Origin of the sequence: Streptomyces griseoruber (genome assembly GCF_001514205.1) — a bacterium.
GTDB lineage: Bacteria > Actinomycetota > Actinomycetes > Streptomycetales > Streptomycetaceae > Streptomyces > Streptomyces griseoruber.
In genome coordinates, this window is sequence record NZ_KQ948801.1 from 3,148 (window position 1) to 20,368 (window position 17,221).

A 17,221-nucleotide genomic window follows, 5' to 3' on the forward strand; every position below is an offset into this window, starting at 1 on the left:
GCGCAGCAAGTCGTCCCGTTCGGCGGCCAGGATCACCGCACGGTGCTCCAGGACGGCCCGACTCGTGACCGAAGCCAGAGCGACATCGGCGGCACGGACGTCACCGGTCATGCCCTCCAGCCACGCCGACATCCGCTCCGCCTGAGCACGCACCGCGGACTCACCCGCGCCCGACACCACCACTGGCACCACCGGGATCACCACCGGCCCGGAGGACGACTCGATCTCCGCCGGCGCGGCAGGGGCCTGTTCGAGGATGACGTGGGCGTTGGTGCCGCTGATACCGAAGGACGACACACCCGCGCGCCGCGCACGGCCCGTCTCGGGCCAACCGCGTTCCTCGGAGAGCAACTGGACCGAACCGTCGCTCCAGTCGACGTGGGAGGACGGCTCCTCGGCGTGCAGCGTGCGCGGCAGCACACCGTGCCCCATCGCCATCACCATCTTGATCACACCACCCACACCGGCCGCCGCCTGCGTGTGACCGATGTTCGACTTCAACGAGCCCAGAAGCAGCGGCTCTTCACGCTCCTGGCCGTAGGTCGCCAGCAGGGCCTGCGCCTCGATCGGGTCCCCCAGCGGGGTGCCCGTGCCGTGTGCCTCCACCGCGTCCACATCGGAGGGCTTGAGCCCGGCACCCGCCAGCGCCTGCCGGATCACCCGCTGCTGCGACGGACCGTTCGGCGCCGTCAGACCGTTGGAGGCGCCGTCCTGGTTGACCGCGGAACCCGCCACCACCGCCAGCACCCGGTGACCGTTGCGGCGCGCGTCCGACAACCGCTCCACCAGCAGCAGACCCACACCCTCCGACCACGCCGTACCGTCCGCGCCGTCCGAGAACGCCTTGCACCGCCCGTCCACCGCAAGCCCCCGCTGCCGCGAGAACTCCACGAACATCTCCGGCCCCGCCATCACCGTCACACCACCGGCCAGCGCCAGATCACACTCGCCCCCACGAAGCGCCTGCACCGCCAGGTGCAACGCCACCAACGACGACGAACACGCCGTGTCCACCGTCACCGCCGGACCCTCGAAACCGAACGAGTACGCGATACGACCCGACGCCACACTGAGGGTCGTGCCGGTGAGGACATAGCCGTCCGACTCTTCGACGGCGTCACGCAGGCAGGCTCCATAGCCCTGTTCCACGAGCCCGGCGAAGACACCGGTACGGCTGCCGCGCAGCGTCGCCGGGTCGATGCCCGCCCGCTCCAGGACCTCCCACGACGTCTCCAGCAGCAACCGCTGCTGCGGATCCATCGCCAACGCCTCACGCGGCGAGATCCCGAACAGCCCGGCGTCGAACTCCGAGGCGTCGTAGAGGAACCCGCCCTCACGCACGTAAGCGCGGCCCGGAGTGCCGGGCTCCGGGTCGTAGAGCGCGTCGAGGTCCCAGCCGCGATCCGTGGGGAACCCCCCGATCGCGTCACGCCCCTCGCTCACCAGCCGCCACAGATCCTCCGGCGAACCCACCCCACCGGGGAACCGGCACGCCATCCCGACAATGACCACCGGATCGTCGGCCACGTTCGCCGGTGTGGGCGGCACGGGTTCGTAGGCGACGACGCCGGAGAGCTCCCTGTCGAGGTAGCCGGCCACGGCGTCGGGGGTCGGGAAGTCGAACAGGAGGGAGGCGGGCAGGGACAGGTCGGTCGCGGTCTTGAGCCGGTCACGGAGGTCGACGGAGGTCACGGAGTCGAAGCCGAGGTCCTTGAAGGTACGGCGCGGCTCGACCTGGTCCGCCGATTCGTGGTCGAGGATGGCCGCGGCGTGGGCGCGCACCAGGTCCAGCAGGGCGCCGTGCCGATCACGTGGGGACAGGCCGGCCAGGCGGTCGTGCGGCGGCGAGGCCACCTCGTCGGTGTCCTGGGCCGTGGAATCGGTCACGTCCTCGATGTCCGGAGCCGACGGGGACGTCACCGACGTCTCGGTCCGGTCTGCGACGGCATCGGGCAGCCAGTGGCGGCGGCGCTGGAAGGCGTACGTCGGCAGTGCGGTGGGGCCGGCGCGGTGCGCGGCGAAGAGGGGGGTCCAGTCGACGGGGAGCCCGTGGGTGTGCAGGCCGGCGAGGGCGGCGAGGAAGGCCGTCGCCTCGGGACGGTTCTTGCGGGCGGCGGGAACGGCGAACGTCTCGTCGTCCTGCAGGTTCTGCCGGGCGAGGGCCGTCAGGGTGCCGTCCGGGCCGAGTTCCAGGAAGCGGCGGGCTCCGTGTTCCTCCAGTGTCCGGATGCCGTCGGCGAACCGCACGGGCTGCCGGACGTGCCGGGTCCAGTAGTCGGGGGACGCCAGTTCCCCGGCCGTCGCGAGGCGGCCGGTGACGTCGGAGACGATCGGGAGCGTGGGCTGCCCGTAGGAGACGTCGGCGAGCACGGCGCGGAACTCGTCCAGCATCGGTTCCATGAGCGGAGAGTGGAAGGCGTGGCTGACGCGCAGGGCCGTCACCTTGCGGTCGCGGGCGCGGAAGTGCGCACTGACCCGCTCGACGGTTTCGGCGGTGCCCGACACGACCACCACGCGGGGGCCGTTGACCGCCGCGATGCCCACCTGGTCGTTCAGCAGGGGCAGGACCTCGTCCTCGGTCGCCTCCACGGCGGCCATCGCGCCGCCCGCCGGGAGGGCCTGCATCAGCCGTCCCCGGGCGACGACGACACGGCAGGCGTCGGCCAGCGACCAGAGGCCGGCCACGTGCGCCGCGGCGATCTCGCCGACGGAGTGGCCGAACACGACGTCGGGGCGTACGCCGAAGGACTCGGCGAGCCGGAAGAGGGCGACTTCGAGGGCGAAGAGGGCGGGCTGGGTGTACTCCGTCCGGCTCAGCCGCTCCGCTGCTGCGGCGTCGTCCTGGGCTTCGCCGAACGCCACCTCCCGCAGGCTGAAGGGGAGTTCCGCGTCGACGGCGTCGAAGACCTCGGCGAAGACAGGGTAGGTCTCGTACAACTCGCGTCCCATGCCGAGCCGTTGGGAGCCCTGTCCGGCGAAGAGGAAGGCGGTGCGGGCGGATCCGGCCGTGTCGGCGGTACGGTCGGAGGCGGTGGGGGACGTCGTCGCGGAGGGCAGGCAGACACCGGTCACGACGTCGTTCGACGGGGTGCCGGCCACGAGGGCGCGCAGGCCGTGCAGCAGCTCGTCGCGGTGGCTGCCGACCACGACGGCCCGGTGTTCGAAGCGGGTCCTGGTCTCGGCCAGGGAGTAGGCGATGTCCGCCGGGTCCGCGGCGGGGTGGGTCTCCAGGCGGGTGAGCAGCCGGCGGGCCTGCCCGCGCAGTGCCTTGCGGGTGCGGGCGGAGACGATCCAGGGGAGCGGCACGCGGGAGGCGTCGGGGCCGGCCGCTTCCGGCTCGGTGTGGGTCGTCGGCGTCCCGGCGTCCGGCGTCCGCGTGCCGAGGGGTGCGGGGGTGGGCCATTCCTCCAGCACGACGTGGCAGTTGGTGCCGCCCATCCCGAAGGAGCTGACGCCGGCCCGCCGTGGCCCGTCCTGGTCGGGCCACGGCTGGGGCTCGGCGGCGACGCGCAGATTGAGGGCGTCGAGGGGGATGGCGGGGTTCGGCTTCTGGTAGTTGAGGCTGGCGGGGATCCGCCGGTGGCTGAGGGAGAGGACGGTCTTGACGAGCCCGGCGACGCCGGCCGCGCCCTCCAGGTGGCCGATGTTGGTCTTGACCGAGCCGACGAGCAGGGGGGTTCCGTCGGGGCGGGCGTCGCCGACGACCGTGCCGAGGGCGGCGGCCTCGATGGGGTCGCCGAGCCGGGTGCCGGTGCCGTGCAGTTCGACGTACTGGACGTCGGCGGGGTTCACGGCGGCCTGGCGGTAGGCGAGGCGCAGCACTTCCTCCTGCGCCTCGCGCAGGGGTGCGGTCAGGCCGTCGCCGCCGCCGTCGTTGTTGGTGGCACTGCCGCGGATGACGCAGTGGATGCGATCGCCGTCGGCAAGGGCACGGGCGAGGGGCTTGAGGAGGACCAGGGCGCCGCCTTCGCCGCGTACGTAGCCGTTGGCGCGGGCGTCGAAGGTGTAGCAGTGGCCGTCCGGGGAGAGTGCGCCGAAACCGGCGGAGGCGAGGGCGCTGTCGGGGGCGAGGGTGAGGTTGACACCACCGGCGAGGGCGAGGTCGGACTCGCCGCGCCGCAGGCTCTCGCAGGCCAGGTGAACGGCGACCAGGGAGGAGGACTGGCCCGCGTCCACGGTCAGGCTGGGGCCGCGCAGGCCGAGGACGTAGGACAGGCGGTTGGCGATGATGCCCCGGTTGAGGCCGCTGAGGGTGTACCGGCCGACGGTCTCGGGGCCGAGGCGGCGGGCGAGGGAGGCGTAGTCGTCCCAGATGGCGCCGACGAAGACCGCGGTGCGGCTGCCGCGCAGCCGCGCGGGGACGACGGCTGCCTCTTCCAGGGTCTCCCAGCCGAGCTCGAGGACCAGGCGCTGCTGGGGGTCCATGGCCGCGGCCTCGCGCGGGGAGATGCCGAAGAAGCCGGGATCGAAGCGGTCGACGTGGTCGAGGTAGGCGCCGCGGCGGACGGATCCGGCGGCGGACGGGCCGGATTCGGCGAGCGCGTCCCGGCGGTTACCGGGGGTTTCGGTGACGGCGCTCTCGCCCTCGATCAGGAGGCGCCAGAAAGCGGCGGGGTCGGGTGCCTGGGGAAAACGGCAGGAGATTCCCACGACCGCCACGGCGTTGTGGAGCGCCGTCGCGTTCCGGGGTTCCGACGAGATACGGGCCGTCTCCTCCGGAAGGAATACGGGCCCCCCAAGAGGGGCCTCTTCCTGAGGGTTCTCGGGTCCCTGATGGGATTCCGACGCGTTCTCTCGTGCGTGTGCGTCTTCTGGCAACACGGCCACTGCCTCCGCCCTACGGATCCGGCTCAACTTCCGGCCGCGCATTCCGGCCGGATCCGACTCCCGCGCGACCTGCGAGACGATCGATGGTTGCGATGCGATCGATGGTTCCGGTGTTCGTCATACTGGCGGCTGCCGGGGGATCAGTCCCGCGGGCAGCTCGCGATCTAGGGAGACTTCTACTTCTTCGGCCCTGGTCAGCGGCCTTCAGCGCCTGCGGTGGGCGACCATCTCGAGGCCGCCGCGGGGCTGCAGGGTGATGTCGCTCGCGACCCGGACGGGCCCCTTGTCGACGGGCTCGAAGTCCCAGTGGCGGCTGAGGGTCGCCAGTGCCATGACGCCTTCCATCTGAGCGAAGACGTTCCCGATGCACTGCCGGGGTCCGGCGCCGAAGGGGAGGTAGGCCAGCCTGGGACGGCCCGCCTCCTTGGCGTGACCCGCCAGCGGGTCGGACGGGTCGGAGTCGGGCAGGAACCGCTGGGGGGCGAACCGCTCCGGCTCGGGCCACCAGGTGGGGTCGCGGTGCAGGACGTAGGGGCTGCAGATGACCACGCTGTTGCGCGGGATGTGGTACCCGTTGGCCGTGTAGTCCTCCAGTGAGCGCCTGACGAGGTTCCAGGCCGGCGGATACAGGCGCAGCGCCTCCGAGTACACGGCGTCGGTGTACTTCAGGTCGGGCAGGTCCTCGACGGTGGGCAGCCTGTCCCCGAGGACCTCGTCGACCTCCGCGTGCAGCCGCTCGCGTGTCTCGGGGTTGCTGCCGAGCAGGTGGTACGCCCAGGTCAGGGCGCCCGAGGAGGTCTCGTGACCGGCCATCAGCAGGGTGACGGCCTCGTCGCGCACCTCCAGGTCGGTGAGGTGCTCGCCGGTGTCGGCGTCGGTGACGGTCAGCAGGACGGACAACAGGTCCGCGCCGTCCCCGGAACCCTGGCGCCGTTCCTCGATCATGGCGTAGACGATGTCGTCGATGTTCCTCAGGCCGCGCTTGAGCTGGCGGTTGGCGGACAGGGGGAGGCGCAGCAGGATCTTGCCGAAGGGGCTCAGCTCCCAGCGCAGCGGGCCGCCTTCGCGGGGGAAGGCGGTGCGGATGCTTTCGGCGGCCTCGCTCTCGAGGGAGACGTCGAAGAGGGTACGGGTGACCATGCCGAGGGCCAGTTCGTACATGGACTCGTGGAAGTTGAACTTCTCGCCGTCGGTGAACTTCTCGGAGGCCTCTTCGGCGATGGCGGCGAAGCTGGAGCCGTATCCGGCGATGCGTTTGCGGTGGAAGACGGGCTGGATGAGCCGTCGCTGCCTGCGGTGGTAGGTGCCGACGCTGGTCACCAGGCCCTTGCCGAGGACGTTGCGGCCCAGGATGGTCTCGAGGTTGGCGCTCCAGTCGTCGGGGCCGGGGCCGGTCTTCTTGGTGTCCTTGTCGAAGCGGCGGCTGGAGGCGACGATGACGTCCTGGACGACGTCGAAGTCGCTGAGGAGGAAGACCTCGTCCTTTCCCATCGGAATGCGCACGACGGGGCCGTGTTTGTCGCGCAGGCGGGACATGTAGCCCGGGATGTTCCGGATGACCTCGCGCATCTCCTTCAGCCCCAGGGAGTCCGGGGTGGGTATGGACTCGGTCGGCGCGGCTGACTCGGGAGTCGTGTGAACGTCGGTCATGGATGTCTCCTGGTCTGCGGAGGCTGACAGGGCTCGGTGCGCCGGGCGACGGTGGGCGGATCGGAATTCCTGCGGCCGCGGCGAAAAGGGACATTTGTGCCCGGTGGAGCTGGCGCCCGACGCTAGCACCGAGGAGGCGGGGGGCCGCCAAGTGCCGCCGAGTTCTAGGGAATTCCAGCGTGTTGGCGCGATGCGGTCGGTGCTGACGGGATCGTGGCGGGGGTCGCCCGTACGCTGTGCGTGTGCCGGACTGCCTCGGCATGAGGGCGACCCGGCACCTGTTCCGTACCGCCCCCATCGGACGGAGAACTTATGACCAGCGGCGGAATCCCCCTTCCGGAACAGCCCCCGAGCCACGCCGCCCAGGGGACGGCCGGCGGTGAGGACACACCCCACGGCTCGCCCCGCACCGACTCCGGGCCGCCCCTGCTGCTGACCGTCCTGGTGGACCTCGGCATCCCCATCGGCCTGTACTACGGACTGACGGCGGCGGGGGTGAACGATGTGCTCGCGCTGACCGCCGGGGCCGTGGTTCCCGGTGTGGCGACACTGGTGCGGTTCGCGAGGACCCGACGGGTGGACGTGCTCGGCGCGTTCGTGACGACGATGCTGGTGCTCAGCGTCGTCGTGTCGCTGGTCGGGGGGAGCGCGCGGCTGCTGCTGGTGCGTGACGGCTGGCTGACGGCGGTGGCCGGGCTCGGCTTCCTGGTGTCCCTGCGCGGCAGGCGGCCGCTCGCGTTCGGTTTCTCCCGCCGGCTGCTGGAGCGGCGTACCGCCGGTGGGCGGGACTGGGACGAACTGTGGGAGGAGGTCCCCCGGTTCCGGCGGATCTGGCGGGTCACCACGGTGATCTGGGGCGTCGGGCTGCTGGTGGACTCCGGGATCCGGACGCTGATGGCGTACACGCTGCCGGTGCATGTGGTGCCCGCGCTCAACGGCGCCCAGTACGGCGTCTTCACGCTGCTGATGCTGGTGATCGTCAACATCTACCACGCGCGCGCCGGTCTGTGGCCCATCCTGTCGCCGCAGCCCGGTACCCCCACGGCCGGCGGCCGGGACACCGGTTCCGGCCATCACTGACGAGGATGACTACGTGTTGCACACTCAGCTGGGCCGGACGGGTCTGCGCGTCAGCAGGCTGGTCCTCGGCACCGTGAACTTCGGTGGCCGGGTGGAGGAGCCCGAGGCGCACCGTCTGATGGATCATGCCCTGGCCGAGGGCATCAACTTCGTCGACACGGCCAACATCTATGGCTGGCGTGTGTACAAGGGCCACACGGAGGAAGTCATCGGCAGATGGCTGGCCGGGCGTTCTTCCCGGCGTGACGAGGTCGTCGTCGCCACCAAGGTCGGCGACCCGATGGGAGACGGCCTCAACGCGCACGGCCTGTCGGTACGCAACATCGTCGCCTCCTGTGAGGCGTCGCTGAGGCGGCTCGGCACGGACTGGATCGACCTCTACCAGATGCACCACATCGACCGGTCCGTGGGCTGGGACGAGGTGTGGCAGGCGATGGACCTCCTGGTCGCCCAGGGCAAGGTGCGCTACGTCGGCTCGTCCAACTTCGCCGGCTGGGACATCGCGTCCGCCCAGGAGGCGGCCAGGCGTCGCCACGCCCTCGGCCTGGTGTCGGAGCAGTGCGTGTACAACCTCGTCACCCGGCATGCCGAGCTGGAGGTGATCCCCGCGGCGCAGGCCTACGGTCTCGGTGTACTGGTGTGGTCGCCGCTGCACGGCGGTCTGCTCAGCGGTGTTCTGCGGAAGCTGCGGGAGAACTCCGCGGTGAAGTCGGCCCAGGGCCGTGCCGCGGAGGCCCTCGACCGGTACCGCGACACCATCGAGGCCTACGAGAAGCTCTGCGCCGACCACGGTCTCGACCCCGCGGAGGCGGGGCTGGCCTGGACGCTGTCGCGGCCCGGTGTGACGGCCGCGGTGATCGGTCCGCGGACGGAGCGCCATGTCGACGGGGCTCTCGCCGCGCTCCGTTCCCCGCTGCCGGAGCCCTTCGTGGCGGGGCTCGAGGAGCTCTTTCCCCCCGTCGGTCGCGGCGGCCCGGCACCCGACGCGTGGCTGTCCTGACGGGCCGCGCGCACCGTGTGGTCGGCCTGACCGCCCCGCCCGCCCCGCGGCGTGCCGAAGGCCCGGCCCGGCCTTCGGCCGCGGGCCGGGCCTTCGTGCGTGACGGGCTCCGGGAGCCCGGCACGTCCGGGCCCGCGACGGGCCCGGACCGCCAGGGCCCTTCCCGGCCCTAACCCGCCGGGGCTTCCGTGGGCAGCCCCGTCCACCGGGCTTCGTTCTCCACCAGGGGCCGGAGCTGCTGGGCGGAGCGCGGCAGGTTGACCGCGACGGCGCCGCGGACCCGGTCCTCGACGCAGTGGACGGCGGTGAACCTCCGCTCGGCGGGGCTGCCTTCGACGATGTGCCAGCGGTCGGTGCCGGCGATCTCCCCGAACACCTGGATCCGCAGGTCGTGTTGATCGGTCCAGAAGTACGGCAGCGGCGCGACGGGCCGGGCGCCGGGGCCGGCGAGCAGGTTGCGGGCGACCGCGACCGCCTGTTCGGTGGCCTGCGTTCGGTGCTCCCACCGTCTGCGCCGTCCCGTGCGCGGGTCGGGCTTGTTCGCGAGGTCGCCCGCGGCCCACACACCGGGTCGGGCCGCGCCCAGCTCGTCACAGACGACACCGTCCCCGACCCGGACCCCGCTGCCCGCCAGCCACTCGGTGTTGGTGAGCGAGCCCATCGCGACCAGCACCACGTCCGCCGGCAGATGCGTTCCGTCGGCCAGCAGGACTCCGGTGGCCGCGCCGCCCGCGCTCACCACCCCGGACACCCGTCCCCGCCGGAAGCGCAGCCCGAGCTCGCGGTGCACGGCGGCGACCAGTCCGGCCGCGGGCGGCCCGAGGAGGTCGAGCAGCGGTACGGGTTCGCTGCCGACCAGCGTGACGTCCGCCCCGAGGCCGCGGGCGGCGACGGCCGCCTCCGTGCCGAGCAGACCGGCCCCGGCCACCACCAGCCGGCGTCCCTCGCCCAGGGCCTCTCGCAGGGCGAGGGCGTCGTCGAGCGTGCGCAGGACGTGGACACCGGCCACTCCCTCGGTGCCGGGCAGCGTCCGGGGCCGTACGCCGGTCGCGATCACGACCGCGTCGGCGTGGAGCCGGCCGCCGTCGGCGAGCTCGACCGCGCGGCCGGCCGGGTCGAGGCGGGAGGCGGCGGTGCCCAGGCGTACGTCGATGCCGAGACGGTCGTACACCTCGGGCCCGCGCAGGCGGATCCGGTCCGGCTCCCACCGGCCGGAGAGGATCTGCTTGGACAGGGGCGGCCGGTCGTACGGCGGATGGGGTTCGGCGCCCACGAGGGTGAGGCGGCCCTCGTAGCCCTGTCGTCTGAGGGTCTCGGCGGTGGTGGCGCCGGCGGCGCCCGCGCCGACGACGACGATCTCGTCCAGGCTGTTCAACGGGTCATCTCCACGGTCTGTTTCAGCGGCTCCCACCAGGACCGGTTCTCCCGGTACCAGGCGACGGTCTCGGCCAGACCGGTGGCGAAGTCCTTGCGCGGCCGGTAGCCGAGCTCGTCGCGGATCTTGGACCAGTCGACGCAGTAACGGCGGTCGTGGCCCTTGCGGTCCGTGACGTACTCGACGCGGTCCGGCCCCGCGCCGCACGCGTCGAGGAGGAGGTCGGTCAGACGGCGGTTGGTCAGTTCGGTCCCGCCGCCGATGTTGTAGACCTCGCCGGGACGGCCGCCCGTGCGGACCAGTTCGATGCCCTGGACGTGGTCGTCGATGTGCAGCCAGTCGCGCACGTTGCCGCCGTCCCCGTACAGCGGCACCTTGCGGCCGTCGAGGAGGTGGGTGACGAACAGCGGGACGACCTTCTCCGGGTACTGGTGGTGGCCGTAGTTGTTGGAGCACCGGGTCACCCGCACGTCCAGACCGTGCGTGCGGTGGTGGGCCAGGGCCAGCAGGTCGGAGGACGCCTTGGAGGCGGAGTAGGGGGAGTTGGGCAGCAGGGGGCTCTCCTCCGTCCAGGCTCCGGTGTCGATGGAGCCGTACACCTCGTCGGTGGAGACGTGCACGAAGGTGCGGACGCCGTGGCGCAGAGCCGCGTCGAGCAGGGTCTGGGTGCCCAGCACGTTGGTGCGGACGAAGTCGTCGGAGCTGAGGATCGAGCGGTCCACGTGGGACTCGGCGGCGAAGTGCACCACCTCGTCGTGGGCGGCCATGAGTTCGTCGACGAGTTCCCGGTCGCAGATGTCGCCCTTGACGAAGGAGAACGCGGGACGGTCGCGGACCGGGTCCAGATTGGCGGGGTTGCCGGCGTAGGTGAGGTTGTCCAGGACGGTGACACGGACACCGGCCGGACCGCCCGGTCCGAGCAGGGTCCGTACGTGGTGGGAGCCGATGAAACCGGCGCCGCCCGTCACCAGGATGCGGGCGGCGGGCCGGGTGGGGTGCGCGGGGCTCATGAGGAGATCTGCACCCGCCCGTGGTCGCCTATCACCAGCCGGTGGGTGGCGGGCACACGGGGGCCCAGGGAGACCCGTACGTTGCGCCCGACGAGGGAGCCCTCCACCCGGCGGATGCTGTCGAACCTGGACTCCCGCAGGATGATCGAGAACTCGATCTCGCTGTCGCGGATGACGCAGTCCTCCGCGATGGACGTCGACGGGCCGATGTAGGAGTTCTCGACCACGGTGCCGGGACCGATGATCGCGGGCCCCACGATGCGTGAGCCGCGGATGACGGCTCCGGCGTCGACGCGCACCCGGCCGACGATCTCGCTGGTCTCGTCGACGTCCCCGTCGACGCGGTACTCCAGCAGGTCCAGCAGTCTGCGGTTGACGTCGAGGATGTCCGCGGCGTTGCCGGTGTCCTTCCAGTAGCCGGTGATCACGGTGGTGCGCACGTCGTGGTCGCGCTCCAGCAGCCACTGGACGGCATCGGTGATCTCCAGCTCGCCGCGTGGCGAGGGGCGGATGGCGCGCACCGCCTCGTGGATCGCGGGCCCGAAGAGGTACACGCCGACCAGGGCGAGGTCGCTGCGGGGCTGCGCGGGTTTCTCCTCCAGACGCACCAGGCGCCCGACCTCGTCGAGTTCGGCGACGCCGAAGGCGGACGGGTCGGGCACCCGGGTGAGCAGGAGCTGGGCGTCCGGGCGCTCCTTGCGGAACTCGTCCACGGAGTCGGTGATGCCTCCGAAGACGAAGTTGTCGCCGAGGAACATCACGAAGTCGTCGTCGCCGAGGAAGTCCCGGGCGATGAGCACGGCGTGGGACAGGCCCAGCGGGGCTTCCTGCCGCAGATAGGTGACGTCGAGTCCGAAGCCGGATCCGTCGCCGACGGCCTGCCGGATCTCGTCCTCGGTGTCGCCGACGACGATCGCGACCTCGGTGATCCCGGCGTCCGCGATCGCTTCCAGGCCGTAGAAGAGGATGGGCTTGTTGGCGACCGGCACCAACTGTTTGGCGGAGGTGTGGGTGATCGGCCGCAGCCGAGTGCCCGCACCGCCCGAGAGCACGAGAGCCTTCACGGAATCCATCCCGTCTGACTGGTGTCGTGAGTGAGGGGGAGGGCCGTCAGGAGTGCAGCTCGATCGCGCCCGAAGGGCAGATCAGCTCCGCTTCGGTCACGGCCTCGTGCAGGTCCTGCGCCGGCTCGGGCCGGAGCAGCTCCACCAGGCCGTCCTCGCGGTTCTGCTCGAACACGGCGGGGGCGGCCAGTACGCACTGACCGGCTCCGACACAGCGCTCGCGGTCCACAATGATCTTCACGGTGTTGTCCTGTTCGTTCGTCGGGTCGGTTCTCGGTGCGGCGCCGGGACGGCGAGTGCTCAGCGCACTTCCGCCAGGCGCTCCAGGGCGGCCACCAGGTCGTGCGGGCTCGGCATCGCCTCGGCCTCGGCGCGCAGCCGCCGGGCCGCCTCCCGGGGCTCCGGCTCGCCGACGAGCCGCCGCACCCCGTCGCGGACCTTCTCCACGGTGGCGTCGCCGTGGCGCAGGTACACGCCCGCTCCCACGCGCTCGAGCGCCCCGCCGCGCTGCTCGTGGTCGGCGATCAGGGTGGAGAGCATCATCTGGGGCACTCCGGCGGCCATGGCGGTGGCGAAGGTGCCGTAGCCGCCGTGGTGGATGAGGGCCGAGCAGCTCGGCAGGAGTGTGCTCAGGGCGACCGAGTGGACGGCCCGGGCGTTGTCCGGAACGGTGCCGAGCTCCTCCAGCTGGGCGGGCAGCAGGGCGGCCACCACCTCCACGTCCTCGTCCGCGAGGGCGTCGAGGATCTGCGGTATGGAGACGTAGTCGCCGCCGTAGTCCTCGGTGTTGGAGGTGCCGAGACTGAGGCAGACCCGAGGCCGCTTGGGCGCCTCCCGCAGCCAGTCCCACACCACCGCACGGCCGTTGTACGGGACGTACCGCATCGGCAGTTCGGGGGACGCGGACGGGATCGACAGGGACGGGGGCAGGGTGCTGATGGTGGCCTGGCCGTGCAGCAGTTCCTCGTCGCAGGAGAACCCGAAGGGCTCCGACCGCGCGGCCATCCAGTCGGCGAGCGGGTCGGCCCGTTCCGCCTCGGGCTGCTCCCGCATCAGCTCCAGGTACGTCTGCCGGGTACGGCCCCACACGTCGGAGCACCACATCAGGCGGGCGTGGGCGGCTCCGCTGATCCGGGCGGCGAGGGCACCGGCATAGGCCAGCGGGTCCCGGATCACCAGGTCGGGCCGCCAGCCCTGGGCGAACGCGGCCAGGTCGTCGATCATGGGGTCGTTGTAGGGGGCGAACGCGTACGGCACGCTCAGTGCGAAGCGCTCCTTCAGTTCCGCCCAGTCGACCTGGTCGCGTTCGCAGCGGCTCCAGTTCGCGGTCGAGTAGTCCTGCGACTCCCGGTAGGCGGACATGTCCCGGTGGACGCCGTGGTCGGTGCCGACGGGAACGGCGGTGAGCCCGGCGCGGGTGATGGTCTCGACCGCCAGGGGATAGCTGGCCACCCGGACGTCGTGGCCGGCCGCGCTGAGCGCCCACGCCAGCGGAACCATCAGATACACGTGGGATTTCTCGGACAGGCTGACGAACAGGACCCGCATCATGCTCCCTCGGTCGGTCGGGCCGGTTCGCGGCCCGCGGTGTGCGATGGCAGTGCCGTGGCGATCCAGCCGGCGAGGGCGCCCGCCGTGGCGGCGGCGTGGGACTCCATCATCGTGAAGTGGTTGCCGGGTACCTCCACGACGCTGTCCGCGCCGTCCCAGGAGCTCTGCCACTCCCCCGGCGCGAGCGGCGCCCGTCCGGCCACGGTGACCGGCGGCTCGCCGGGCCGCACCAGCAGCACGGGCGCGGACAGCTCGCCCGGGTCCCACTCGCCGATCATCCGGATGTACCAGCTCATGGCCGACAGCCGGTCGGTGTCCATGTGGGCGAACATCGATTCCCGGTCGAACATCCCGCCCAGCATCTCGGCCGAGAAGCGGGTGAACGGCGAGTCGGCGCGCGGCATGTAGGTGTCGAGCAGGGCCACGCCCAGCGGCGGATGCCCCGACCGTTCCAGACAGCGGGCGGCGGCGAGGGCCAGGATGCCGCCGGACGACGACCCGGTCAGGACGAACGGCCGGCCGTCCGCGCACCGCAGCACCCACTCGGCCTGTGTCCTGGCCACCACGTCCAGCGTGGCGGGCAGCGGCTCGCCGCGCCCGAAGCCGGGCGTGGGGAGCGCCCACACGTCCTGCCGGCCGCGGAACGCGGAGGCGAACCGCGCGTACTGGTGGACACCGGCCAGTGCCACGTACGAGCTGAAGCAGATCAGCGACGGTCCGTCGTCACCGGCGGCCAGCCGCAGCCCGGCGGACGGGCCGGTGAGATCGGACGGGGACGTGAAGACCGGGCGCAGCTCGGCGACCGCCTGCAGCAACGCGAAGCCGTCGTCGATACGGCCCTGCTCGCAGGCGGTGCGGAACAGGGCGCCCACGGTGTCCTCCGGGCGGGCGGTGCGCCCGGCCGGCTCGTCGCCGCTCCGGGCCGCGGCCGGGTCGTCCGGCCCGGCAAGGGCCGCTCCCGCGAACCGTTCGGCCAGTTCGGCGGCGAGCGCGTGCGGGGTGTCGAGATCGAAGACGAGGGTCGGAGGCAGCCGGAAGCCGGTCAGGGACCCGAGCCGGTTGCGCAGTTCGACGGCGGTCAGCGAGTCGAAGCCGAGTTCCGCGAAGTGCCGGTCGGGCAGCACCTCGTCCGTCGCGTCGTGCCCGAGGACGGCAGCGACCTGGTCGCGGACCGTGTCCAGCAGCACGGCGAGCCGCTGCGGGCCGGAGAGACCCGCGAGGCGTCCGGAAAGCGACCGGCCGCCGTCCGCCGGCGCGCCCGAGGCCACGGCGCGCCGCGCCACCGTACGGGACCCGGCCGCCGGGGACTGTCTCGCGACGGCGACCAGGGCCGCGTGGGGAGCGACGACGGCCGCGTCGAAGAGGGCGAGGCCGGCTTCGGCGGTCAGCGGCAGCATGCCGCTCCTGGCCATCCGTTCCCGGTCGGCGGCGCCGAGCCCCGCGGTCATGCCGCTCTCCGCCGCCCACAGTCCCCAGGCGATCGAGGTGGCGGGCAGTCCGTGCGCCCGCCGGTGCAGGGCGAGTCCGTCGAGGAAGGCGTTGGCCGCGGCGTAGGCGCCCTGTCCCGCGGCGCCGAAGGTGCCCGCCGCGGAGGAGAACACCACGAACGCGGACAGGTCCCGGCCCAGCGTCAACCGGTGCAGATGCCAGGCGGCGTCGGCCTTGGGCCGCAGGACCGCGTCGGCCTGGGCGTCGGTCAGCGAGGTCAGGGTCGCGTCCTCGACGACACCGGCGACATGCACGACGGCGGTCAGCGGATGCTCGTCGGGTACGCGGGCGAGCACCTCCTCGAGTTGGTCGGGGTCGGCGACGTCGCAGGCGACGAGTGTCGTTTCGACGCCCTGTGCGGCCAGCTCGGCGGCCAGGGCGTCGGCTCCCGGCGCGGCCGCTCCCCGCCGGGACGCCAGCAGCAGCCGGCGTACTCCGTGCGCGGTGACCAGGTGCCGTGCCACCAGGGTGCCGAGGGCTCCGGTGGCGCCGGTGACCAGGACGGTGCCGTCGGACGGGAAGGGGGCCACGGGCGCGGTGTCGTCGTCGGGGGCCGGAGCCGGTGCGGTGAGGTGGGGCACCAGCAGTGCGCCGTCCCGTACGGCGGACTCCGGGAGGGCGGCGGCGATCGCGGCCGCGACGGCGCCGGGTGAGCCGTCGTCGTCCGCCACGGACCCTGCGAGGTCGAGGAGCCGCACGCGGTCGGGGTGCTCCTGCTGGGCGGACCGGACGAGCCCCCACAGCGCGGCGGCGGCGAGGTCGCCGACGTCCGCCGCCTCGGTGGTGGCGAGGGCGCCGCGGGTGACCAGGACCAGACGCGAGTCGGCGAACCGGTCGTCACCGACCCAGTGCCGGACGAGGTCGACGGCCGTGGCCAGCAGTGCCCGCGTGGCCTCGGGGGCGGGTCCGGCGGCGGTGCAGGCGGTGAGGACGACCTTGGGCGCGGCGGTGCCGGTGTCGACGGCCGCCGCGAGCGAGGCGAGGTCGGCGTAGCACTCCAGGTGCACGCCGGCCGCGTCCAGTGTCTCGGCGAGGCCGCCGTCGCCCTGCCCGATCAACGCCCAGCGCACGGTCTCGGGGGCGGGGGCGGGGGGCTGTGGATCGGCGTGCCGCCAGCGCTGCACCTGCAAGGGCGGTACGGGGGGAGCCGTCGCGCCCTCGGCGGCGTCCTGGAGCTGACCGGCGGCGATCCTGCGCAGCAGCAGTCCGTCCGCCGTGGCCACCGGCCGGCCGTCGGGGTCGGCGACGGTCACCGTGTACTCGTCCGGGCGGCCGGTGGGTGCCAGATGGACGCGCAGCGCGCTCGCTCCGGTCGCGTGGAGGGAGAACCCGCTCCAGGCGAACGGCAGGGTCGCCGCAGCCTCCTGGTCGCCGGACGTGTCCAGTGCCCTGACGAGCAGGGTCTGCACGGCGGCGTCCAACAGCGCCGGGTGCAGCCCGTAGCGTGCCGCCTCGGCCCGGTGGGACTCCGGCAGCGCCACCTCGGCGAACAGGTCCCGGTCCCGCCGCCACACGCGGCCGAGACCGTGGAACGACGGCCCGTAGTCGAACCCTGCGGCGGCGAACAGCTCGTACCAGTCGCCCTCCCCCGCCGGGTCCGGTTCGACCGGGACGGCATCCGGCGGCGGCCAGGAACCGGCGTCCTGCGGCACCGGCCCGGCTTCCTCGGCGAGCAGCCCCTGAGCGTGGCGGGTCCACGGCTGGTCGCCGGCCGCGTCGGCGGCCCTGGAGTGCACGCTGAACGGGCGTCGGCCGTCCGAGTCCTCCCCGCCGAGGGCGAGTTGGAGCTGCACGGCGCCGCGCTCGGGCAGCACCAGCGGGGTCTCCAGGGTCAGCTCGGCGACCTGGCCGAGGCCGACCTGGTCACCGGCGTGCACGGCCAGTTCGAGGTAGGCGGTGGCGGGCAGGATGGCGCGGCCCAGGACACGGTGGTCGCCGAGCCACGCGTGGCCCCGGGCCGACAGCCGCCCGCTGAGGACGAGCCCGCCGGTGTCGGCGACCCGGACGGCGGCCGACAGCAGCGGATGCCCGGCGCGCTCCAGCCCGGCGGCGGTGACATCTCCGGTGTGGTCGGCGGCGTCCAGCCAGTAGCGGCGCCGCTGAAAGGCGTAGGTCGGCAGCAACACCGGTGCCGTGACCGGCAGTTGAGCCGACCAGTCGATGTGCGCCCCGTCGG

Annotated in this window: 10 protein-coding genes; 2 read left to right on the forward strand and 8 right to left on the reverse strand. The window is 72.7% G+C overall.

The features are described from left to right. A partial coding sequence (locus AQJ64_RS51945) for a type I polyketide synthase (RefSeq protein ID WP_280529305.1) occupies positions 1 to 4,659 on the reverse strand: 4,659 nt, incomplete at its 3' end. Positions 4,660 to 5,031: 372 nt separating this feature from the next. After that, positions 5,032 to 6,477, reverse strand: coding sequence for a cytochrome P450 (locus tag AQJ64_RS48805; protein ID WP_055637047.1), 1,446 nt, complete (start codon positions 6,475 to 6,477; stop codon positions 5,032 to 5,034). Between the two features lie 312 nt (positions 6,478 to 6,789). On the opposite strand from AQJ64_RS48805, the gene AQJ64_RS48810 reads away from it, so the two are divergent. Together AQJ64_RS48810 and AQJ64_RS44275 are read left to right on the forward strand one after the other, a co-directional pair. Then, positions 6,790 to 7,557, forward strand: coding sequence for a VC0807 family protein (locus tag AQJ64_RS48810; RefSeq protein WP_055637046.1), 768 nt, complete (start codon positions 6,790 to 6,792; stop codon positions 7,555 to 7,557). A gap of 13 nt (positions 7,558 to 7,570) precedes the next feature. Beyond that, a complete protein-coding gene (locus AQJ64_RS44275) occupies positions 7,571 to 8,557 on the forward strand; it encodes an aldo/keto reductase (RefSeq protein ID WP_206189830.1) in 987 nt (328 codons plus the stop codon). 169 nt (positions 8,558 to 8,726) lie between these two features. Here AQJ64_RS44275 and AQJ64_RS44280 read toward each other — a convergent pair whose 3' ends face one another. From AQJ64_RS44280 to AQJ64_RS44305, 6 genes are all read right to left on the reverse strand, one after another. Continuing rightward, a complete protein-coding gene (locus AQJ64_RS44280) occupies positions 8,727 to 9,932 on the reverse strand; it encodes an NAD(P)/FAD-dependent oxidoreductase (protein WP_240512848.1) in 1,206 nt (401 codons plus the stop codon). Next, the gene (gene rfbB, locus AQJ64_RS44285) at positions 9,929 to 10,942 is read right to left on the reverse strand and encodes a dTDP-glucose 4,6-dehydratase (RefSeq protein ID WP_055637044.1); all 1,014 of its coding nucleotides are present in this window, start codon (positions 10,940 to 10,942) and stop codon (positions 9,929 to 9,931) included. The genes AQJ64_RS44280 and rfbB overlap by 4 nt, the downstream gene beginning before the upstream one ends. After that, a complete protein-coding gene (locus AQJ64_RS44290; protein ID WP_055637048.1) occupies positions 10,939 to 12,006 on the reverse strand; it encodes a glucose-1-phosphate thymidylyltransferase in 1,068 nt (355 codons plus the stop codon). Before AQJ64_RS44290 ends, rfbB begins: the two co-directional genes overlap by 4 nt. Before the next feature lie 46 nt (positions 12,007 to 12,052). Next, complete coding sequence (locus AQJ64_RS44295) at positions 12,053 to 12,247, reverse strand: ferredoxin (RefSeq protein ID WP_055637043.1); 195 nt, start codon at positions 12,245 to 12,247, stop codon at positions 12,053 to 12,055. 59 nt (positions 12,248 to 12,306) lie between these two features. After that, a complete protein-coding gene (locus tag AQJ64_RS44300; RefSeq protein ID WP_240512847.1) occupies positions 12,307 to 13,557 on the reverse strand; it encodes an activator-dependent family glycosyltransferase in 1,251 nt (416 codons plus the stop codon). Next, a partial coding sequence (locus tag AQJ64_RS44305) for an SDR family NAD(P)-dependent oxidoreductase (RefSeq protein WP_159060360.1) occupies positions 13,554 to 17,221 on the reverse strand: 3,668 nt, incomplete at its 5' end. The genes AQJ64_RS44305 and AQJ64_RS44300, both read right to left, overlap by 4 nt.

Bases quoted from the DNA above. Each gene is read 5' to 3' on its own strand.
- AQJ64_RS48805 (WP_055637047.1), bottom strand. From the start codon at position 6,477: ATGACCGACGTTCACACGACTCCCGAGTCAGCCGCGCCGACCGAGTCC.
- AQJ64_RS48810 (WP_055637046.1), top strand. From the start codon at position 6,790: ATGACCAGCGGCGGAATCCCCCTTCCGGAACAGCCCCCGAGCCACGCC.
- rfbB (WP_055637044.1), bottom strand. From the start codon at position 10,942: ATGAGCCCCGCGCACCCCACCCGGCCCGCCGCCCGCATCCTGGTGACG.
- AQJ64_RS44300 (WP_240512847.1), bottom strand. From the start codon at position 13,557: ATGATGCGGGTCCTGTTCGTCAGCCTGTCCGAGAAATCCCACGTGTAT.